Origin of the sequence: uncultured Virgibacillus sp., from assembly GCF_947495635.1 — a bacterium.
GTDB classification, from domain to species: Bacteria; Bacillota; Bacilli; order Bacillales; family Amphibacillaceae; genus Virgibacillus; species Virgibacillus salarius.
Window position 1 is genome coordinate 38,631 of sequence record NZ_CANMAB010000012.1, and the last position, 21,753, is coordinate 60,383.

Here is a 21,753-nt window from a genome sequence, read left to right on the forward strand (position 1 = left end):
TTAGTAGGGGGAGGAAAACGTCCATGACACTTTTAAATTTTACTGTTGGAGAGCTTTTAGAAAAGCAAGTAGAATTATATCCTGATCATGAAGCCGTTATTTATCCAGAACTACACTTGAGAAAAAGCTACAAAGCATTCAATGAAATGGTGAATGAAGCAGCAAAGGGATTTATGGCATTAGGTATTGAAAAAGGAGAAAATGTAGCGATTTGGGCAGATAATAAGCCTGAGTGGCTGACAACTCAATTTGCAACCGGAAAGATGGGTGCAGTATTAGTTACTGTAAATACCAGTTATCAAGCATCCGAGCTTCACTATTTACTAGAACAGTCAGAATCGACAACGCTAATTCTCGCGGAAAGTTATAAAGGCACATCTTATATCGATATACTTAAAAAGATTTGTCCAGAGCTAGAAATGGCTGAAAAAGGTATGCTTCAATCAAAAACCTTACCAAATCTTAAAAATATAATCGTTATTGGTGAGAACACGTATTCATTTGCCTACAACTGGAATGAAGTAATGCAATATGGAAACATCATTAGTGAGCAAATGCTACTTGAACGGAAAGAAAGTCTACAAGTTAATGATGTTATTAATATGCAGTACACATCTGGCACAACTGGATTCCCTAAAGGTGTCATGCTAACACATTATAATATTGTCAATAACGGAAAGCAGATTGCTGATTGTATGGAACTGACGTCTGAAGATAGACTTTGTATTCCTGTTCCTTTTTTTCACTGCTTTGGCTGTGTATTAGGAGTATTAGCTGCTGTATCAAAAGGAACAACAATGGTTTTATTAGAACAATTCCATCCTGAGAAAGTCTTATCCGCTGTTTCTAGCGAAAGATGTACGGCACTTCATGGCGTGCCAACGATGTTTATTTCTGAATTAAATCACCCAAACTTCAAGCAATATAATTTATCTAGTCTAAGAACTGGCATAATGGCAGGGTCTACCTGTCCAATGGAAGTGATGACAAATGTAATGGAAAAGATGGGTGCAAAAGAAATAACAATTGCTTATGGACAGACAGAGTCCTCCCCAGTAATTACACAAACGAAAACAGACGACCCTATTGAATTACGCGTAAGTACCGTAGGAAAGCCACACCCAAATGTAGAAGTTAGGGTAATTATACCAGGAACAGATGATGATCAAGAAATTGGCGTACCAGGTGAGTTACTAACAAGAGGCTATCATGTCATGAAAGGCTATTATAATAATACGGCTGCAACAAATGAAGTAATAGATGAACACGGATGGTTACATACAGGTGATTTAGCCGTTATCCATCATAACGGTTATTTAGAAATCACCGGAAGAATGAAGGATATGATTATTCGTGGTGGTGAAAACATTTATCCGAGAGAAATAGAAGAATTTTTATATCAGCATCCCGATGTACTTGATGTACAAGTCGTTGGTGTTCCAGACCAAAAGTATGGGGAAGAAATTATGGCTTGGATTATCTTGCAAGAAGGTAAAGTACACACAGCAAAGGACATACAAAAATTTTGTTATGGGAAAATATCGAAACATAAAATCCCAAGATATATTGAGTTTGTCCAGGAGTATCCGATGACTGCAAGTGGCAAGATTCAAAAATATAAACTTAAAGAGTTAGCTTTACAACAGTTACAACGATAGGGGGAACCGTATGATAAACAAAATAGTTATTGCTAATCGTGGGGAAATTGCGGCAAGAGTAATCCGAACTTGCAAACAGCTAAATATACAAGCTGTTAGTATCTATTCAGAAGCAGATAAAGATGCTCCTTATGTACAAATGGCTGATGAGAGCTACTTAATAGGACCACCTAGAGTTAACGAGAGCTATTTAAATATCGAAAAAATTATTTCAGTTGCAAAAGAATGCAAAGCAGATGCCATTCACCCTGGTTACGGTTTCTTGAGTGAAAGTGATATATTTGCTGAAAAATGCGAATCGGAGGATATCATCTTTATTGGCCCAAAGAGCAAGGTTATTCGTCAAATGGGTAGTAAAATAGCAGCAAGAACCATGATGCAGCAAGCTGGTGTACCTGTAGTACCGGGCACCGAAGGAGCGGTAACATCTGCGGAAGAAGCAGCATCCATTGCAGAAGCTATCGGTTATCCAATCATGCTGAAAGCATCCGCTGGTGGTGGTGGTATCGGGATGCAGATGGTTCACTCGAAGGAAGAGCTTTCAAAGGCCTTTGAAAACAATTCTAAACGTGCTCTGAATTTTTTTGGGGATGGCTCTATGTTTATAGAAAAAAAGGTAGAAAATGCTAGACACATTGAAATTCAAGTACTGGCAGATCATTATGGTAATGCTGTTCATCTGTTTGAGCGAGAATGTTCAATTCAACGAAGAAATCAAAAGGTTATTGAAGAAGCCCCTTCCCCGTTTATTTCCGAAAAGACAAGAAAAAACATGGGAGATAAAGCCATTCAAGCGGTTAAGACATTAGGTTATACAAATGCTGGGACCATTGAATTTTTAGTAGATGAACAAGAAAACTTCTACTTTTTAGAAATGAACACACGTATTCAAGTAGAACACCCAATAACAGAAGAAATAACCGGTATTGATATTGTAGAGAAACAGATTCAAATTGCTAATGGAGAAGCGTTAGATATAAAACAAGCTGATCTCCACTTAAACGGGCATGCAATTGAGGCACGCATCTATGCAGAAGATCCAATTACTTTCTTCCCTTCACCGGGGCATATTCATAGGTTTGAACCTCCAGAAGGAGAAAAAATAAGAAATGAAATCACGGTTTGTAACAATTATGATGTCACACCATTTTACGACCCGATGATTGGAAAATTAATTGTACATGGTCAAACGAGAAACGAAGCAATTTCATTACTTCAAACAGCTCTTCAAGAATATAAGATTGAAGGGATTAAAACAAATCTCCCCATGCTTCTTTCAATAATGAAACATCAAGCATTTAGATCAGGAAATACAACAACAAATTTTGTAGAAACAAACTATTTAACTCAATTGAATAAAAAATAGGAGGAATAAATAATGGAATTAAAAGCATCAATGGCAGGTAGTGTATGGAAAATTACAGCGACACACGGAGAAGCGGTTGAAGAAGGACAGGATGTTGTAATCCTAGAATCTATGAAAATGGAAATACCTATTATTGCAGAGTCTTCAGGCACGATAAAGGAAATGAAAGTAGCCGAAGGAGATTTTGTTAATGAAGGGGATATTATTGCTATCATCGAATAATAATTCCGTGATAGCATCTGAAAAATTATTCGTAGGGGGGGATAGCAGTGAGTACTAGTCTAGTCAACTTAGACATCAATAACGGAGTAGCTATGGTGACTCTAAATCGACCAGAAGCAGCGAATGCAATGTCGAAAAAGTTATTGCAAGAACTGCAAGCCACCGTCCATACCATAGAACAAGATCCAACAGTCACTTGTACAGTAATTACCGGAGCTGGTCAAAAAGCCTTCTGTGCAGGTGCAGATCTGAAGGAAAGATCAGGAATGTCTAATCAGGAAGTCATTCATGCTGTGGAATATATAGGAAAAACAGTCACAATGGTTGAGAATATGTCCATGCCTGTTATTTCCGCGATTAATGGCGTTGCCTTTGGTGGTGGTTTAGAACTGGCATTAGCATCGGATATTCGAATTGCCGCTAACCATGTAAATATGGGACTCACAGAAACATCGTTGGCGATTATCCCGGGGGCAGGCGGAACACAGCGACTGCCTCGATTAATTGGTATCGGACAAGCAAAACGATTAATCTACAGTGCTCAGCGTATAAACGCGAACGAAGCATTAGCAATAGGACTAGTTGAAGAGGTAGTAAAATCAAGCGAACTTATGAATTCTGCACTTCAACTGGCAAGGGCCATCTCTAAAAACGGACCAATTGCTCTAAAACAAGCCAAAACAGCGATCAATAAGGGTGTACAAACGGATATTACAACAGGATTAATGCTGGAAAACCTTGCTTATCAGCAAACCATACCCACGCATGATAGATTAGAAGGTTTACAAGCATTTCGTGAAAAACGAACTCCAAATTACAAAGGAAACTAAAACCAGGAGGCTACAAAATGTCGTATTTGGAAGAGTTTCAAGAAAGAGTTAATAAAATTGAAAAAGGTGGTCAAGCAAAATATCATCAAAAAAATGAACAACATGGCAAATTGTTTGTTAGGGAAAGACTAAAGCGATTATTTGATCAAGATATAGACATCGAGGATGCTTTTTTCGCCAATTGTATGGATGGATCACTTCCTTCAGATGGCGTTGTTACTGGTATCGGTAAGATTAATGGTCAATCGGTATGTGTGATGGCAAATGATTCTACAGTTAAAGCTGGTTCATGGGGGAAGCGAACGGTTGAGAAAATACTACGTATTCAAGAAACGGCAGAAAAATTAGAGGTTCCGATGATTTATCTAGTTGACTCTGCTGGTGCGAGAATAACAGATCAAGTAGAAATGTTTCCAGGCAGAAGAGGAGCTGGAAGGATTTTTCATAATCAAATAAAGTTATCTGGCCGTGTACCACAGGTCTGTTTATTATTTGGACCATCTGCTGCAGGAGGAGCGTATATCCCCGCATTCTGTGATATTGTCATTATGGTTGATGGGAATGCTTCCATGTACCTAGGGTCGCCACGAATGGCAGAAAAAGTCATTGGAGAAAAGGTAACCCTTGAAGAAATGGGTGGAGCAAACATGCATTGCTCTGTTTCTGGCGTTGGTGATGTATTAGTTAAAAGCGAGCAAGAGGCAATCGAATACACACAAAAATACTTGAATTATTTTCCTGCTAATTTTAGAAAAAAGCCAAATGTCAAAACTCCCAAAGACAGCAAAAAGTTAGAGAAGCGTATTACAGATTTGATTCCAGAAAATCAGAATGCTCCTTTCAATATGCATGATTTAATAACGCACATTATTGATGAGGATAGCTTCTGTGAAATCAAGAAAAAGTTTGCTCCAGAAATAATTACTGGTCTTGCTAGAATGCAAGGAAAATCGATTGGCATTATCGCGAATCAGCCACGAATGAAAGGTGGCGTGCTCTTTCCTGATTCTGCGGACAAGGCGGCTAAGTTTATGCAGCTTTGTGATGCTTTTAATATACCATTATTATTCTTAGTTGATGTACCTGGATTTATGATTGGAACAAAAGTAGAACGAGCAGGAATTATACGACATGGAGCAAAGATGCTCGCAGCAATGAGTGAAGCAACCGTCCCGAAAATCTCCGTTATTGTTCGAAAAGCATATGGAGCGGGTTTATATGCAATGGCTGGGCCTGGATTTGAACCAGACTGTTGTTTAGCACTACCTACCGCGCAAATAGCTGTTATGGGTCCAGAAGCAGCAGTTAATGCGGTTTATGCAAATAAAATCCAAGAGCTACCAGAAGCGGAACGACCTCAATTTATCAAAGAAAAACAAGAAGAATATAAGGAAAATATTGATATATATCGACTTGCTTCAGAGATGGTAATTGATGCGGTTATTGAACCAGAGCAATTAAGAGAAGAATTGATTAAACGTTATTCTATCTATGATTCGAAGAACGTTACGTTTACCGAGAGAAAACACGGTGTATACCCAGTATAATAGATTATCAAGACAGAGAGACTGATGCTCTCTGTCATTTTTATAGATTGCTTGAATGTTTTCGCTATATCTCTTGGAACATGAGAAACAAGCATGCTTTTGTTAACCAACAAAACTTCTAATCTTAGTTTTCGAATATCTGTGTCAAATGACTTACCTCAAGCATATACTAACATAATCATGGAAATGAGTTTATGATAATATTATTATGTAAACTTAAAGCGTCTTTTTTCAATTTTATCCGTTTAGATGATATTCTAAAAGGAACTGAAATCGAGAAAAGGGGGAGGACGTATAGTGGATGAGCGACTTTTTCGAGATGTAATGGGGCAATTTGCAACAGGTATAACAATTATATCCACCAATTATCATGAAGAAATAGTAGGCATGACAGTAAATGCTTTTATGTCTGTATCTTTAGATCCTAAATTAATAGCTGTTTCGATTGATGAAAAAGCTAGTATGTATAAAAAGCTTCAGGAAACGATGCAATTTGGAATTAGTATTTTAACTGATGAGCAAAAGGATTTATCAAAAATATTTGCCAGACAAAAAGCAAAAGACAGAGAAGTACCATTTATACAGCAGGGAGATGTTCCAGTCATAGAAGGGTCATTAGCAACGATGGCTTGTCATGTAAAGGAAACGGCTAAGGCTGGAGATCACTTAATCTTTATAGCTGAGGTAACAGAAATAAAGTCTAATGAGGGGGAACCGGTCATTTTTTATGGTGGTAACTATCGCCAGCTATATTAACATACTTATTAAAAATAGTTACTTACTGACTCGACAGTGGGTAGCTATTTTTAATAAGTATAATTATTCTGTAAAAGTTAATAACAGTAAAGAGATTATCGACTTAATGGAGGTACTTACGATGCAGGTAAAAGACTTTATGATAAAAGATGTGATCTATGTTACACCAGATACCACTATGAAAGAATTATTACAGCTATTGACTGTTAATAAAATAGGTGGTGCACCTGTAATAGATACAGCTGGCAAGCTTTTAGGTATGATTACTGACGGGGATGTCATACGATATCTGCAGCCAAGAGGGAGGACAGTATATGATTTATATGCCCACGTAATGATTGACAAGATTCAAAACCTCCAGCAAAATATTGATGCTGCATTATCAAAACCTGTTACCGAACTTATGCGTAAAAAACAAATTATTACGGTACAACCTGAATCAGACTTGGAAGAAGCTGTTAAAATATTTTCTGCGCATGCATTTAAGAAAATTCCCGTTGTAACAGACGAACAGATTGTCATAGGAGTCATTAGCCGGGGAGATGTCATACGATATATAGCGTCACGATTAGTTGAGAAAACAAAGGATAATTCCTTATAGGAAGTAGAAATATAGATGCTTATCTCGTATAATAGACGCTAGTATATGGATAAGGGAAGCGTGAAAGGAAATGAGTAGTTTGAAGACAATAGATGCGACACAACGTAGTTTGTATCAGCTAGCAGCTATATATCAAAAAATGATTGAACATAAAGATGTACACCATGCCGAGAAAATTTTAGAGCTCTACGATAAATTCAAAAAACAAGAATTAATGATCTGCTTTGCTGGTCACTTTTCTGCTGGAAAATCATCGATGATAAATGCGTTATTAAAACAGGATATTTTACCCAAAAGCCCCATACCAACAAGTGCAAATATTGTAAAAATAGAATCCGGTAATGGGACAGTACGGCTACATTTTCATCATGATGCACCAGAGGAGTATCAAGAGCCCTTTGACATGGAATTAATCAAGCAATATTCCATGGATAAAGATAAGATTAAAAAAATTGAAATAAGTACATCTGAGCAGCTTTTGCCGAACGGAACCGCCTTAATTGACACGCCAGGTATCGACGCGGCAGATGATGCAGATAGACTAATGACAGAATCATCGCTTCATTTAATTGATGTCCTATTTTATGTGATGGATTATAACCATGTACAATCTGAAGTGAATCTTCAATTTTTAGCAGGATTACATGAGAAATCTATACCGTTCTATGTCATCATTAATCAGATAGATAAACATGATGAAAACGAATTATCATTTCAGTCATTTGAAACAAGCATTAAACAAACGTTTGATTTATGGGACATTCAACCAATCGCTATATTCTATTCCTCTCTCGTAGAATCAACTGCACAAAATAATCAGTTTGAGGATATAAAGCATACACTCCATTCTTTATTGACTATAAAGAAAGGTGAATTACTGCAGCATAATCATGCTGCTCACGTACTCGTCAAAGAACATGAGACGTTTCTTGAATTGCAATATGAAGAAAAACTAGCACCGTACCGCGTGCCGCCTGAGCATCAACAAGAAGTTAAAAAAATAAAACAGATAGAGCAGAAAATTACGAATCTCCAACAAAATATTAAACATGTAAAACGTGATTTTTTTGATGAATTACATCAAACACTGAAGAATGCATATCTCATGCCAGCGAATCTACGTGATTCTGCTAAATTATTTTTGGAATCACAACAAAGCCATTTTAAAATTGGCCTTATTGGCTCAAAGAAAAAAACCGAAGAAGCACGACAACAGCGAGCAACAGATTTTCTGTCCAATTTAGAAAAAGTCGAAAGTGCGTCATTGCAGTGGAAATTACGTGACAAGTGGAGCGAGTTATTACAGCGTTACCAGATCGAAGATACGGATTTACAGGAACAATTGCAACATTTCTCCATTTCTCTAACTTATAAGGATCTCGTTAATCTTATTAAACAAGGAGCTACAATAAACGGAGATTATGTAATTAATTATACCAATGATCTTTCAGGAGAAATAAAGCGAAAATACAAGCAACAAGCAAATCAATTATGGAATACAATGGAGACACATCTCCATCAGCATAATACGGAGACAATTAATGCTTGTAATAAGCAACTAAATGAACTGAAAGAAACCCAAAGCATAGTGGCAAACTATGTAATAATCGAAGAAGATCTTGAAAAGAAAAAAATGGCAGTACATCATTTATTGAAAGCAGATCATAAATCGGAATGTGCTGTTAAAGAGATTGAAGATAGGCTTCTGATGAAAGAGCAACGAATAAAGCGAGGGAAAAAGCCGTTATTGGAAATTTGTGAACAAAAACCTGAGAGAGAAGAAGAAAAGGCAGATAATGAAAATACTGGAATGAATAAATCCATGGATTCTATGGATACAATGATTCAGGCATTATCCCAATCATCGGCAGCAATTCAAGGATTACCAGGCTTTGATTCCCTAGTTAATGACTTGCAGCAAAAAAAGCAGCGTTTACAACATAGATCTTATACAATTGCTTTATTTGGAGCATTTAGTGCTGGTAAATCTTCCTTTGCAAATGCCCTGATAGGTGAACAAGTACTACCCGTATCTCCAAATCCTACAACTGCAACAGTAAATCGAATTAATCCAGTGACGGATACGTATAAGCATGGTACAGTATTAGTGAAGGTGAAGGATGAAGCGTCATTAATTAAAGATATCCATTCTATCACGAAAAAGTTTTCACCTAAAGCTACCAAGCTGGAAGAACTTCTTGAGTGGATAAGAGCAGAAGAACTGTTTAATAACGAACTTTTAAGCAATACGTATCAATCCTATTTAAAGGCAATGCTAACAGGCTTTAACGACATACAATCAACGATTGGAGAAAAGCTTACTTTATCTATAGACGAATTTCCGATTTACGTGACCGATGAATCGAAGGCATGTTATCTAGAATCCATTGATCTTTATTATGATTGTGAACTAACGAGACAGGGCATTAGTCTAGTGGATACTCCTGGTGCTGATTCTGTCAATGCACGTCATACTAATGTAGCATTTGATTATATTAAGCATGCAGATGCGATTCTTTATGTTACCTATTATAACCATGCTTTAAACCGTGCCGATAAGGATTTTCTGATGCAGCTCGGCAGAGTAAAAGAGGTATTTCAGCTTGACAAAATGTTTTTTATTGTAAATGCAGCTGATCTAGCAAAGGATGAACAAGAGCTCCAAGTCGTTTGTTCTTACGTTAAAGAGCAATTACTTAAGCTCGGAATACGATTCCCTAGACTATATCCAGCATCTAGTCGTCAATCACTTCAAGAAAAGCAAGCGCATATCCAACTAAATGAGAAAATGAATCATTTTGAAGCGGCTTTCTATCATTTTATTCATGATGACTTGACACATTTAACAGTAGCATCAGCACTATGGGATATGAAGCGAGCATACCAGCAATTAAATCACTATATAGAATCACAGAAGCTGGACCAAAGTGAAAAGGCAGCATGGAAACAGTCTATGCTTGCAAAGAAAGACCGATTACAGCATGAAATGAAACATATAAATATAAACCCAGATACCAATAAAATCAATCAAAAAATAGAAAAACAGCTCTATTATGTGCTCGAACGTATCGGAATTCGATTTCACGACATGTTTAAAGAAATGTTTAATCCGACAACGATTACAGAAACAGGCAAGTATGCTAAAATGCAATTATGGGACAGCCTACAAAATCTAATAACCTATTGTGGGCAGGAACTTATTCGTGAATTACAAGCAGTTTCATTACGAATCGAATCACTTGTCGAAAAATTAGCGAAGGAAGTTTTTGCAACAATTCGTAAAACGGGTAAAGGGATCGATGACAGCTTTATTCTTCCGAATATAGAAATAAAGGAACTAGTTACACCAACCTATTTAGAGGCGTTTTCAGATATCGATGTGCAAGAATTCGAGCGTGCATTGGCGACATTTAAAAATACGAAGTCCTTCTTCGAGAAAAATGAAAAAGAATTGATGAAAGATGAGATTTATCGTGTCTTTAAACCGTTTATAAAACAATATCTTGAAGCAAGTAAACAAGTTATGGTTTCATCCTATTCTGAGCAATGGGCTGAGATTATTGATTTGATGAAAAAACAGCTTTTCCTTCAGTGGGATAATTATATGAATAGTTCGCTAGAAATGATGACTTCTAACATATCACTAGCGGAGCTTAAGAATACGAAACAAAAACTAGCATCAATACTAGAGCTTTTTGAAACGAGGGAAGGATGACATGGTAAAACAAAAGATTCTACTTGTTGATGGTATGGCCCTATTATTTCGCGGCTTCTTTGCCACAGCATTTAGAGGAAACTATATGAAAACGAGTAAAGGAATTCCGACAAATGGAGTATATCAATTTTTACGCTATTTCCTAGATGCAGTTAATACCTTTGAACCAACTCATGTCATTTGCTGCTGGGATATGGGAAGTAAAACGTTTCGCACAGAAATGTATGAAGGCTATAAAGCGAATCGTGATGAACCACCCGTAGAACTGATTCCACAATTTGATTTAGTAAAGGAAGTTGTAGATAGTTTCGATATGCCTAATATAGGAATGGAGAATTTTGAGGCTGATGATTGTATTGGTACGCTAGCACGCGCATATGCCATAGAGGATGAGGTAACCATTTTGACAGGAGACCAAGATATTCTACAGCTGGTAGATCATGGTATCCGTGTTGCTATCATGAAAAAAGGACAAGGAAATTACGAGATCTTTGATCATGGTAATTTCATAGCTAAAAAAGGCATTTCACCTAAGCAAATAATTGATCTAAAAGGATTGATGGGGGATACTTCTGATAATTACCCTGGAGTTAAAGGGATTGGTGAAAAAACGGCATTAAAATTAATTCAAGAACATGGTTCAATCAATGATATATTAGCAAATATGGATAAGCTTCCAAAGGGGGTACAAACGAAGATTAATGCAAACCTGGACATGCTCCATCTGTCAAGGAAGCTTGCTGAAATCAAATGCGATGTACCGATTAGCTGTGGACTTGATGACGCTTTATGGAATTACGATAAAAAGAAAATTACAACTAAATTTCAGTCATTAGAATTTAAAAATCTGGAAAAGTTAGTGTAAGACACGTTGGCATCATTGACATTTCGGTATTTATGTGAAATCTGGCTAGTAACTTTTTCATTAAAGCACTATTACAGTTACGTTTACTTAAGGATAACTCACGAATACGTGAGTTATTTTTATTCCATTTTAGTTATAATAGCGTTTATGTAAAGAAATAATTCGGATTATATTTGAAATACTAAGAGTAATATAAGGAAAGGATGGAATCATCTCTTGTTTCATATAGAAAACGTGAAAGTAAATGGAATTATCGAAATAGATCATTTAAGCATTGAAGCAAATAAAGTAACCTGTATTATAGGAAAAAGTGGTAGTGGAAAATCAACGTTTCTTCGATTAGTAAATCATTTAATTTCTCCAAACGAAGGTAATATTTACTTTAAAGGGAAGAACCTTTCAGAAATGGATCCCGTACAATTACGTCGATATATTACAATGGTACCGCAAACGCCTGTTATCTTTGATGGAACAGTTCGAGATAATTTACAAATCGGTCAAAAGTTATCCGGGCAACGTGTTTCTACTGATGAAGAATTAGACAGGTGCTTACATCAGCTGGATTTACATAAAACATTGGCAGCACAAGCAGGTGAATTATCGGGGGGAGAAAAACAGCGACTTGCTTTAGCGCGAGCAATGCTATTAGATGCTGAAGTTTTTTTATTGGACGAGCCATCATCAGCGCTGGATCACACAACAGCCTCCAAGGTCATACACGCTTTTGTTGACTTCATTAAAGCCACAAATAAAACCTTAATCATGATAACCCATGATTTAGCACTTGCTCAAGAGCTAGCGGATACAATGATTGATATGAATCGATTTAGTAAGTCTGTCGTTGCAGGAGGTGTGTCCAAATGAATGAGTCCAGTGCAATGGATTTAACACTGTGGCAGTTATTATTTGCCTATGTATTTATTGTTATATTATGGGTTATTGTGCGAGTTAAACGAATTCCTCGAGAGAAGATAATTATTATCTCAACATTACGCATGACAGTACAATTAATTTTAGTTGGATATTTACTAATGGTTGTTTTTGAACAGCCTCATCCGATCATAACATTGATTATTGTCTTATTCATGCTTGGATTTGCTATATATAATGTATACAAACGTGCGAGTGTAACCATTAGCCTTTCTATAAAGAAAACAATAGGATTAGCGATGTTTTTAGGTATCGTAATTAGCTTAATTTACTTCTTATTTGTCGTATTACAATTAGATCCTTGGTATGATCCACAATTCTTTATTCCAATTGGTGGGATGATTATCGGTAACGCAATGACAGGAATAACATTAGGTGTCAATCAGTTACTTATCGGAATTAAAGAGCAAAGAGAGAAGGTAGAAGGTGCTTTAATGTTAGGAGCTACACCAAAGGATGCTTCAGATTCCATTATTAATCAAGCATTCGATTCAGCAATGCTTCCAACCATTAACTCGATGGTAGGTATGGGAATCGTTTTTTTACCTGGAATGATGACTGGACAAATTATTGCTGGTGCATCTCCGGTTAGTGCAGTAAAATACCAGATTGCGATTATGCTGGGCGTGGCGGGTACCGTTTCTATTACGGTTGTAATCTTTTTACATTTAGCCTATAAGACATTTTTTAATCACCGTGCACAGCTAAAACCATTTAATGAATAAATAATATAGCATTATATGAGTCAAGTTTCATTTAGCAATTTTTGAATAAAGAAATTAATAAAAGCCGGAGCCTGCATTTATGCTTACAACTCCAGCTTTTATTTTTGTTTATAATTCAGTATTAATTTGAAAGGTCACACCAAATTTGTCGGTTACATCACCAAAGCCTGGGCTAAAAGGTTGCGCTGCAAAAGGCATATTGACTATACCATCTTGCTGTAGATTTTCAAAAAATCGTTTTGATTTTGCCACATCATTCGTTGTAATACAAATTGTTACTTGTTTGCCCTTTTCAACAGTGGAACCATCAGGCACATCTGAAAACATAAGCTCCGTCTCACCTACTTGTAAATTTGCGTGTGCCACCAGATCCTTTTGATCATCTGTAAATGTATTGGGTATGTCCGGCATATCTCCATAAGTAATAATGCTCAAGACCTTAGCATCGATTGCTTGCTCATAAAACTGTATTGCATCCTTTACATTACCTTCCATATTTAGATAAGGGCTAAGTTTCACTGTCATATAAGTAACTCCTTTATTTTTATTCTTTCATTGTAATATAAAAGTGATGCTTTAATTTCTTTTCGTTTGCTATATTAATACAAGAAATGAAATTAGAACCTTATTTTCATTATGCAGCTTCGTTTAAGGGAAGTCGATTTAACAGGTTATCCGCAATTATAATAAATAGATAGTAGAGAGTAACCACCTTATAAGAAACAGATAAACAAGGATAAATATCCAAGCTACAAAGATCATACCTTTATGTATTGGCATGATCTTTTATCCATAACTCAAAATAATATAAACGACGTGCATAATAAATATAAAAGATATAAGGTTATCTTTTATTCAGGTTATCCGATAGGCAAAGTTGGAAAAATGGTTACAATCCCATTATAATATAATGGAATACCCTATTGTAGAAAACTTTTATTAGCCTTACACATAATGAAGTAGAAAGACTTCGTCAAATAAACGTATATGTATACAAAGGTGGTTTTAATAACATGCGAGTCGTTAACAACGTTAGTGAACTTATAGGTAATACCCCTATGGTGAAATTAAATAAGGTCGTACCAAAAGGTGCAGCAGATGTGTATGTGAAATTGGAACAATATAATCCAAGTAGAAGTGTGAAGGATCGTGCTGCCTATAATATGATAAAAATCGCCGAAGAAAAAGGATTGATTCAACCAGGAGATACAATAATTGAACCAACCAGCGGAAACACTGGAATTGGTTTAGCTATGAATGCTGCCGCTAAAGGATATAAAGCGATCATTGTAATGCCAGATAATAGTACCGAGGAAAGAAGAAACATTTTACGTGCCTATGGTGCAGAAGTAGTCTTGACTCCAAGTGAAGAAAAAATGCCTGGTGCAATAAAAAAAGCATTAGAATTGCAAAAGGAAAATCCAGGGAGCTATATTCCTCAACAATTTGAAAACGAGGCTAATCCAGATATTCATCGAACAACTACGGCAATCGAAGTATTAGAACAAATGAATGATGAATTAGATGCATTTGTATGCACAGCAGGAACCGGGGGAACGGTAACAGGAACAGGGGAAGCATTAAAAGAAAAAATTTCTAATCTGCACATTGCCGTTGTGGAACCTAAAGGCTCACCAGTACTTTCAGGTGGGAAACCAGGTAAGCATAAATTAGTCGGAACAAGCCCTGGGTTTATTCCAGATATCTTGAATACAGATATCTATGATGAAATCTTACAAATCGCCGATGACGATGCCGTTTCGATGTTTAAGCAAATTGCTCAACAAGAAGGAATATTTATTGGTTTATCCGGTGCTGCAGCCGTACATGCAGCAATCCAAGTTGCTAAAAAGCTTGGAGAGAATAAGAAAGTAGTCTGTATAGCACCTGATTCAGGTGAGCGATATTTGAGCATGAACCTTTTTAACTAATTAAATATTTATAAAAACCAATCATCAGTTTATGATGATTGGTTTTTAATATGATAATATAAAATCAGGAGAACTGGGATTTTTGCTTGCGTATCTATTGACATAAATACTTATCCCAGAATAACACGAAATACATTAATGGGGGAAACTTGTGTCAAAGAAGATTATTTTTTTAATAAGCAGTACATTCGTAACATGTGCAACGCTCGCTTTTATCGAACATGGTTTAACCATAAATTATACTATAAAAACAATTAGTAAGATCAGCTTATTTTTCTTGAATATATGGCTCTATAGTAAATTATTCCAAGGGTTCCGTTTTACTGACGTTCTAAGTATGAAGAAACTAAGTCGCCGGGACTGGCTTCATTTACTTTTATTAGGGACACTATCTGCAGGAATTGTATTATTTGCTTATTTAATGCTACAGCCATTCTTCGATATACGTGAAATAAAGCATGATTTAACAAATCGATTAGGTATCACAGCAACTGGGTTTATTTTTGTTGGTATTTACGTTACATTGATTAATTCATTATTAGAAGAATATTTTTTTCGTGGGTTTATTTTCTTTCAGCTTCCACGAAAGCTCGGTTACATTATTAGCCCGTTATTATTCGCATCCTACCACATTCCCATGATTGCTTTATGGTTCAACAAGTTCTTAATTGCAGCATGCTTCATTGGTCTTTGGTTGATTGCGATCATTTTTCATAAAGTAAATGAAAAAAATAAAACCATATGGTTTTCATGGATTATTCACATTTGTGCTGATATTATGATCATTATCATAGGAATGACTTTATTTTTCTGATATACATTGAAGTAAAAAGGGGATTATGATGCGAGGCGATCGACTATTATCCATTCTTATACAACTACAAGCATATGGGCAGATTACTGCAAAGGAATTGGCGGAAAGACTTGAAGTATCTGAGCGAACCATCTATCGAGATATGGAGGCACTTAGCAGTTCAGGTATACCAGTAGTAGCTGAACGAGGACAAAATGGCGGATGGTCGTTATTGGAAAATTATCGTACTACATTGACAGGTTTAACAGAAGAAGAAATGCGCGCTTTATTTATTTCAACATCCCCACATCTACTAGAGGATTTAGGATTATCAAAGACTTCTAAAAATGCAAGAAGTAAACTTATTGCCTCCATTCCGTCTATTTATCATAAAAATGCAGAAGAAATCTGGAATTGTATTCATATTGATACAAGTGGGTGGAGAAACCGACAAGAAAAAAATGCATACTTTGATGTGCTGAAACAGGCGATATGGAATTGCAATCAATTATTATTAGGTTATGAACGTCTGGATGGATCCTCTGGTCATCAACTAGTCAACCCGCTCGGACTAGTAGCAAAGGGGAGCAAATGGTACTTAGTTGCCTTGAAAAATGAGGATGCGTTTCGTAACTATCGTGTGTCTCGAATAACTTCTGCTGAAATCTTAGATGTGCAATTTAGTAGACCAAAAGACTTTCATCTCGCTAGCTATTGGGAAACATCGACAAAAGCTTTTATGGATACACTTCCTACATATGAGGTTTGTGTTGATGTAGATCCATCCATTCTACCTAGACTAGCATTCACCAATCGGTTTATGAAGAAAATCGAAACGAAAAGCAATAAAAAAGGAGGCTGGATACGAGTAAAGCTTACATTTGATACAAAGGATGAAGCGGTTGGCTATATTTTGAGTTTTGCAGATAAAATAAAAGTAGTGGAGCCAGTAGATCTCAGTGATCAAATTATTCACCAAGCAAAAGCAATTATTTCCCTTTCCAAAAGCAAATAATCGGTTCAATAAACGCAATTTATTTCACGTGCTCCATATCAGAAAAAAACGGAATCTTACTCTGATTGAAAATAACTAAATCTAGCAGGAGAACAGAGAGAGTATAACGAAATAATAATGTGGAGGAGAGATATGTGTTTTTTAACAACCTGCATTATCGCTTTATATCACTTTTGGAATGATAGTATTGCTATTGTTACTAACTTTGGAAAATTATTAAAAAAAGAAATACATATCATTTACCTTCAAGTATTTTATTAACTCTACTCGTCTTTATACAACCTATTTATTGGCTTGGTTCGAGCGTTCCCTTTTAGCTTATATGTTTTTCATTCAAGCTAAAAATGTAGCTCTACGTATAGTCACAGGTGTACTGCTTATCCGGGGATTAACGCATCGGGACAACAAAATAAAGAAAAGGGGGCAAGCATCATGAAAGTGCAGTTAACACCAATGAATCAAGAAACATTCGATCATTACTATAAAAATTCAGTGAAAGAATATGCCAATCAACATGTTCAAGCAGGAAATTGGAAAGAGGAAGATGCTTTACAAAAAGCGGAAAATCAGTTTACAGATCTATTACCAGCAGGTTTAGAAACAAATAATCAGAAACTATTTTCTATCGTGCATAATGAACAAAATGTCGGCATCTTATGGATTCATATTCGAACAAACGGGCAGGAGAAACAAGCCTTTATTTATGACATACATTTGGATGATAATCAACAAGGAAGAGGACTAGGTAAAGCTACCATGGAGGCACTAGACGCTTATGCAATTTCGTATAACATTAAACAAATCGGATTACATGTTTTTGCTCATAATCATCGCGCCATTTCTCTTTATAAGAAAATGGGCTATCATATGACAGGTCACCATATGGCTAAACGAGTTGATATATAATCCTTTAAAAGGAAGGGCGGTATACATGTGACAAGCTTTCATAAAGGTTAGATTGTCAACCTTAACGGTGCTCCTCGATCAGGGAAGACAAGCATCGCTCAGGCTATGCAACGTAAATCACCAGAATTATGGATAAATATCGGAATGGATACATATATAAACATGACTCCAGAAAAAATTCTTCCTGGAATTGGTTTGCGTCCAGGTGGTGAACGTTCTGATCTTGAGCCAATGATTAAAAAATGTATATCACTATGCACCTATCGATTGCAATACATAGTCAAGCTGGAATAAATGTAAGAAGCAGTTATTAACCAAAAATAGCTAACAACTACAGCTTTCCCGCTATCGAAAACAGATGAGTAGAAACAGGAGATGAATAAGATTTGTCAAAAATAAATGTTAATACCTATCAAGATAAAATAAAGAACAATTTAAAATCGGATTGTGAAAATTGTTTTGGACTATGTTGTGTAGCATTACCGTTTGCAAAGTCAGCAGACTTTGCACGGAATAAAAATGCAGGGACACCTTGTTCCAATTTGCATTCAAATTTTAATTGCGCTATACATAAGACCTTACGAAACGAAGGGTTCCGCGGATGTTCTGTTTTTGAATGCTTTGGGGCGGGACAAAAGGTTTCACAACATACTTTCTCAGGAATTGATTGGAATTCTTCTGAAGTATTAGCTTCGCAAATGTTCACCGTATTCCCCATTATGCAACAGCTTCAGGAAATGCTATGGTATTTGTCACAAGCAATCGATATAGAACCTTCATTACCATTTAAAAGTGATCTAATAACTATGTTTACAGAAACGGAACAACTTACATTTTATGAGGCGAATGAAATATTAACAATAGATATACAAGCTCATCGTGATAAGGTTAATGATTTACTACAACAGACAAGTGCAATTATTCGTTCCAATGCGCAACGTAACTTTGGAATAGCACAAAAAAAGGATAAGCAAAGGGCTGATTTCATAAGGGCTAATTTTTATAAAGCAGATCTAAGAGGTGAAAACTTGCGAGGTGCTTTATTTATTGCTGCCGACCTCCGTGAAGCAGATTTAAGAGGATCTGATTTGATAGGTGCGGACTTAAGAGATGCAAATATACAAGGTACTAATTTAAGTGAAAGCTTATTTATCACTCAACCTCAGCTAAATGCAGCAAATGGCGATGCAAGTACAAAAATCCCTTCTTTTCTCCATCGACCAAGTCATTGGGAATATGAGATCGATCGTTAAGGTAACATATTCCGATTAACGATCGATTTTCATAACAAGTCGGTTATTCATACTTCTTATAAACTAAAATGCTCTAAGCTTTTATCAACAATATCTTGGTTTATCCCAATGTACCGTAGCGTGATGTCAGGTGATGAATGATTAAAGATATCTTGCAATAAGGCTACATCTTTATTTACTGTATAATGCCAATAACCAAAAGTCTTCCTTAAACTGTGCGTGCCAAAATCCTTGATACCAACATTGTTAGCTGCACTACTTAAGATCTTATAAGCTTGTATCCGCTTAATAGGTAAGTCCGTTTTATGAGAAGGGAATAGATATTCCTCGTCGTGCTTACCTGTTATATAATCTGCTATAATTCCCCGTAATTCTGCTGGTAATAGGAATCTTTTACGATTCCTAGTTTTTGTTTCTTTCAAAACAATGTGTGTTTTTCCGCGAACATCATAAACACGTAATGGTAAAATATCGCTAATACGTAACCCTGTGTTGATACCCATGACGAACAAAAAATAATTACGATATGATTTCTTCTTTAACTCTTGCTTCATCGCTTCAATTTTTAATCGATCTCGAATTGGTTGAACCGTTTGCATGCCTTTACTAATTAAAGCATGGAAATCTGATTTAATTTCAGAGATTCGTCTTGGATCTCTGAGCTTTGATTTGTTTAAATCCTCGATCTTTCGGTTTAGTTCATATTCGCCATACTTTTCAAGAAGATAGATATGTTCCCCTTTTGCAAGAAAAACATAATCTCCAAACTTCATTTTCTCCATTGTGATTCCCCTCCTCTTAAATAGAAGTAATTTGAAGGACTCTCAGACGAAGCGAAATATACCTTTGCGACCAATCCCTTTATTCGCTTCCATGCAATCCTTTATTTATATCTTTTTTTTAGATAGATCCCTCAAATAATTACCATATATTTGAAGAACGTTTCCACTCGATATGTATAATTACATTTTTATACATAGGTTATATAAAAGGTTCATTAACTATTGTAACAAGCTTTCATTGATTTTCATAATGAAACAAAATATGTATTTTGTTTCATTACATAATTTTACGTGATTGAAAGAAACGTAAGCCTTGTAAGATCGTTTAAATAGTTACGTTACCATGTTTTTATAGCTTGATTTATTTCATCAATAGCTACATGTTCAATTGACGCATCTGTTAATTGATATTTTTGTTTAAGCTTCAATATCCGCTCTACGCTTTGATCAATACGCATTTCAGTGATCTCATCCGCTTGTACTGCGTACTTAATTCCATTAATCACTGACTCAGCATTATCATAGTCGTGGCAAACAAGAATTAGATCACTACCTGCTTTAATCGATTGCACTGCAGCTTCGCCTATATCGTAATTATCTTGAATCGCTCCCATAGTCATATCATCTGTAACGACTACACCATTAAAATCTAACTCTTCTCGTAACAAACCAGATATGATCGTTTTTGACATGGAAGCAGGGGAATCATTATCATACGCTGTTACAAGTAGATGACCAACCATAACTGCATCTGCTCCTTTAGTAATCGCTCGTTGAAATGGTAGTAACTCTACCTGCATTAATCGAGATTTAGGATGATCAATCGTTGGCAACTGAATATGTGAATCGCTAGTTGTATCACCATGTCCGGGAAAGTGCTTGACAACAGAAATGACTTGTTCCGACTGCATCCCTTTCATTTGAGTAATTCCAAAATCACTTACTTTAGCCGGACTTGATCCAAAGGAACGATCGCCAATTACAGGATTATTTGAATTACTATCGATGTCCAGTACAGGAGCAAAGTTGATATTAAAGCCAAGTGAGTCAACCTTCATAGCAATTACTTGACCAGTATGATAAGCCCAATTCAAGTCGGCAGAATCACCAATCTCTCTACTAGCAGGTGTTGATAGGAACTCTTCTGGCATTCGCGAGACACGCCCGCCCTCTTCATCAATACCGATAAACAAAGAAGCAGGGTTGTTAGCATTACTCTTTTTTAAGTTATTAATTAGTTGCTTAGCCTGTTGAACGGATTCAAGGTTCTTCGTAAATAAAATTGCGCCACTAACATGTTGCTGTTGAATTAACTTCTTAATTCTCCTATCCATTGAGGTACTATCGACGCCAACCATTACAAGTTGTCCGATCTTCTCTTTTAAAGACATCTTGTCAATAGTTGCTTGAATGGGTGAATGAGGGGTTATCTTCTTGGTTATATCAATGGTATGTCCACTGTTTTCGAAAACAGTAGTAGGGGATACGCCCTTAACCTTGCTCCAATTATATGAGGTCAGCAACAATGCGAATAGCAAACATAGTCCAGTCGCCTTCAACAGAGAGTTGGATTTCATCCGTGTCATCCTCCTTTTAATCATTGCTATGATTAAACGAGCAAAAATAGTAATAGATGCTTTTAGTTTATGTACATTTCGCACTGCTATTTAGGAAATCTATATGCTAACAGCGATCTCTAACTACTTTTTCCCTAAATGTATAAAAATGAAGCTAACAACCATGTTAAATGTTAGGAGCATTCCTGTAAGGGAGAAATTTGAGGGGATATCGAAGCAGAGTCCGGATGCATAAAAAAAGCCCTCTTGGTACGATAGAGAGTGTCATCACGATGACCTCG

At 36.2% G+C, this 21,753-nt stretch carries 20 protein-coding genes; 17 read left to right on the forward strand and 3 right to left on the reverse strand.

Features of this window, described 5'->3' with window-relative positions; translation table 11 throughout:
• Nucleotides 1–23: 23 nt before the first annotated feature.
• The 11 genes from Q1A47_RS04645 (at nt 24) to fetB (ending at nt 13,215) form a co-directional block, all read left to right on the forward strand.
• The gene (locus tag Q1A47_RS04645; RefSeq protein ID WP_166530305.1) at nt 24–1,658 is read left to right on the forward strand and encodes an AMP-binding protein; all 1,635 of its coding nucleotides are present in this window, start codon (nt 24–26) and stop codon (nt 1,656–1,658) included.
• Between the two features lie 10 nt (nt 1,659–1,668).
• Complete coding sequence (locus Q1A47_RS04650; RefSeq protein WP_166530304.1) at nt 1,669–3,024, forward strand: acetyl/propionyl/methylcrotonyl-CoA carboxylase subunit alpha; 1,356 nt, start codon at nt 1,669–1,671, stop codon at nt 3,022–3,024.
• 12 nt (nt 3,025–3,036) lie between these two features.
• Nucleotides 3,037–3,246, forward strand: a complete 210-nt coding sequence (locus tag Q1A47_RS04655) for an acetyl-CoA carboxylase biotin carboxyl carrier protein subunit (protein ID WP_034679970.1) — start codon at nt 3,037–3,039, stop codon at nt 3,244–3,246.
• Between the two features lie 47 nt (nt 3,247–3,293).
• Complete coding sequence (locus tag Q1A47_RS04660) at nt 3,294–4,076, forward strand: enoyl-CoA hydratase (RefSeq protein ID WP_034679972.1); 783 nt, start codon at nt 3,294–3,296, stop codon at nt 4,074–4,076.
• 17 nt (nt 4,077–4,093) lie between these two features.
• Complete coding sequence (locus tag Q1A47_RS04665) at nt 4,094–5,623, forward strand: acyl-CoA carboxylase subunit beta (protein ID WP_026683176.1); 1,530 nt, start codon at nt 4,094–4,096, stop codon at nt 5,621–5,623.
• 297 nt (nt 5,624–5,920) lie between these two features.
• Entirely contained in the window at nt 5,921–6,379 is a 459-nt protein-coding gene (locus Q1A47_RS04670; RefSeq protein ID WP_026683177.1) for a flavin reductase family protein, read from the forward strand.
• On the forward strand, nt 6,351–6,980 hold the full coding sequence (locus Q1A47_RS04675) for a CBS domain-containing protein (protein WP_240455744.1): 630 nt from the start codon (nt 6,351–6,353) through the stop codon (nt 6,978–6,980). The genes Q1A47_RS04670 and Q1A47_RS04675 overlap by 29 nt, the downstream gene beginning before the upstream one ends.
• Nucleotides 6,981–7,050: 70 nt before the next feature.
• Complete coding sequence (locus tag Q1A47_RS04680; protein ID WP_166530303.1) at nt 7,051–10,695, forward strand: dynamin family protein; 3,645 nt, start codon at nt 7,051–7,053, stop codon at nt 10,693–10,695.
• Nucleotide 10,696: 1 nt separating this feature from the next.
• A complete protein-coding gene (locus tag Q1A47_RS04685) occupies nt 10,697–11,560 on the forward strand; it encodes a 5'-3' exonuclease H3TH domain-containing protein (RefSeq protein WP_166530302.1) in 864 nt (287 codons plus the stop codon).
• A gap of 234 nt (nt 11,561–11,794) precedes the next feature.
• Complete coding sequence (locus Q1A47_RS04690) at nt 11,795–12,424, forward strand: ATP-binding cassette domain-containing protein (RefSeq protein ID WP_299630927.1); 630 nt, start codon at nt 11,795–11,797, stop codon at nt 12,422–12,424.
• Nucleotides 12,421–13,215: an ABC transporter permease gene (gene fetB / locus Q1A47_RS04695; RefSeq protein ID WP_026683181.1), complete on the forward strand. Its 795-nt coding sequence runs from the start codon at nt 12,421–12,423 to the stop codon at nt 13,213–13,215. Before Q1A47_RS04690 ends, fetB begins: the two co-directional genes overlap by 4 nt.
• A 108-nt stretch (nt 13,216–13,323) precedes the next feature.
• Here the strand turns inward: fetB and Q1A47_RS04700 are convergent, their stop codons facing one another.
• Entirely contained in the window at nt 13,324–13,740 is a 417-nt protein-coding gene (locus tag Q1A47_RS04700) for a VOC family protein (protein WP_166530301.1), read from the reverse strand.
• A gap of 488 nt (nt 13,741–14,228) precedes the next feature.
• Between Q1A47_RS04700 and cysK the strand changes: the two genes are divergently transcribed.
• The 6 genes from cysK to Q1A47_RS04730 all read left to right on the forward strand — a co-directional run bounded on the left by cysK (nt 14,229) and on the right by Q1A47_RS04730 (nt 19,113).
• Nucleotides 14,229–15,146 carry a cysteine synthase A gene (gene cysK / locus Q1A47_RS04705; RefSeq protein ID WP_026683183.1) on the forward strand — a complete coding sequence of 306 codons (918 nt, stop codon included), beginning with the start codon at nt 14,229–14,231 and terminating at the stop codon, nt 15,144–15,146.
• A 151-nt stretch (nt 15,147–15,297) separates the two neighbouring features.
• Nucleotides 15,298–15,960, forward strand: coding sequence for a CPBP family intramembrane glutamic endopeptidase (locus tag Q1A47_RS04710; RefSeq protein WP_121605131.1), 663 nt, complete (start codon nt 15,298–15,300; stop codon nt 15,958–15,960).
• 28 nt (nt 15,961–15,988) lie between these two features.
• A complete protein-coding gene (locus Q1A47_RS04715; protein WP_026681986.1) occupies nt 15,989–16,954 on the forward strand; it encodes a YafY family protein in 966 nt (321 codons plus the stop codon).
• Nucleotides 16,955–17,386: 432 nt separating this feature from the next.
• On the forward strand, nt 17,387–17,860 hold the full coding sequence (locus Q1A47_RS04720; protein ID WP_034679307.1) for a GNAT family N-acetyltransferase: 474 nt from the start codon (nt 17,387–17,389) through the stop codon (nt 17,858–17,860).
• 51 nt (nt 17,861–17,911) lie between these two features.
• Nucleotides 17,912–18,154: a phosphotransferase-like protein gene (locus tag Q1A47_RS04725; RefSeq protein ID WP_205389765.1), complete on the forward strand. Its 243-nt coding sequence runs from the start codon at nt 17,912–17,914 to the stop codon at nt 18,152–18,154.
• A gap of 92 nt (nt 18,155–18,246) precedes the next feature.
• Nucleotides 18,247–19,113 (forward strand): pentapeptide repeat-containing protein, encoded by an 867-nt coding sequence (locus tag Q1A47_RS04730; protein ID WP_166530300.1) that lies wholly within the window; start codon nt 18,247–18,249, stop codon nt 19,111–19,113.
• A 56-nt stretch (nt 19,114–19,169) separates the two neighbouring features.
• Here Q1A47_RS04730 and Q1A47_RS04735 read toward each other — a convergent pair whose 3' ends face one another.
• Both Q1A47_RS04735 and nagZ read right to left on the reverse strand, forming a co-directional pair.
• Entirely contained in the window at nt 19,170–19,712 is a 543-nt protein-coding gene (locus tag Q1A47_RS04735) for a site-specific integrase (protein ID WP_026681983.1), read from the reverse strand.
• 521 nt (nt 19,713–20,233) lie between these two features.
• A complete protein-coding gene (gene nagZ, locus Q1A47_RS04740; protein ID WP_166530299.1) occupies nt 20,234–21,472 on the reverse strand; it encodes a beta-N-acetylhexosaminidase in 1,239 nt (412 codons plus the stop codon).
• Between the last annotated feature and the right edge of the window lie 281 nt (nt 21,473–21,753).

Excerpts from the sequence above, each read along its gene's own strand:
- Q1A47_RS04645 (WP_166530305.1), top strand. The coding sequence starts at position 24 with ATGACACTTTTAAATTTTACTGTTGGAGAGCTTTTAGAAAAGCAAGTA.
- Q1A47_RS04650 (WP_166530304.1), top strand. The coding sequence starts at position 1,669 with ATGATAAACAAAATAGTTATTGCTAATCGTGGGGAAATTGCGGCAAGA.
- Q1A47_RS04655 (WP_034679970.1), top strand. The coding sequence starts at position 3,037 with ATGGAATTAAAAGCATCAATGGCAGGTAGTGTATGGAAAATTACAGCG.
- Q1A47_RS04665 (WP_026683176.1), top strand. The coding sequence starts at position 4,094 with ATGTCGTATTTGGAAGAGTTTCAAGAAAGAGTTAATAAAATTGAAAAA.
- Q1A47_RS04675 (WP_240455744.1), top strand. The coding sequence starts at position 6,351 with ATGGTGGTAACTATCGCCAGCTATATTAACATACTTATTAAAAATAGT.
- Q1A47_RS04680 (WP_166530303.1), top strand. The coding sequence starts at position 7,051 with ATGAGTAGTTTGAAGACAATAGATGCGACACAACGTAGTTTGTATCAG.
- Q1A47_RS04685 (WP_166530302.1), top strand. The coding sequence starts at position 10,697 with ATGGTAAAACAAAAGATTCTACTTGTTGATGGTATGGCCCTATTATTT.
- fetB (WP_026683181.1), top strand. The coding sequence starts at position 12,421 with ATGAATGAGTCCAGTGCAATGGATTTAACACTGTGGCAGTTATTATTT.
- Q1A47_RS04700 (WP_166530301.1), bottom strand. The coding sequence starts at position 13,740 with ATGACAGTGAAACTTAGCCCTTATCTAAATATGGAAGGTAATGTAAAG.
- cysK (WP_026683183.1), top strand. The coding sequence starts at position 14,229 with ATGCGAGTCGTTAACAACGTTAGTGAACTTATAGGTAATACCCCTATG.
- Q1A47_RS04715 (WP_026681986.1), top strand. The coding sequence starts at position 15,989 with ATGCGAGGCGATCGACTATTATCCATTCTTATACAACTACAAGCATAT.
- Q1A47_RS04720 (WP_034679307.1), top strand. The coding sequence starts at position 17,387 with ATGAAAGTGCAGTTAACACCAATGAATCAAGAAACATTCGATCATTAC.
- Q1A47_RS04735 (WP_026681983.1), bottom strand. The coding sequence starts at position 19,712 with ATGCAAACGGTTCAACCAATTCGAGATCGATTAAAAATTGAAGCGATG.
- nagZ (WP_166530299.1), bottom strand. The coding sequence starts at position 21,472 with ATGAAATCCAACTCTCTGTTGAAGGCGACTGGACTATGTTTGCTATTC.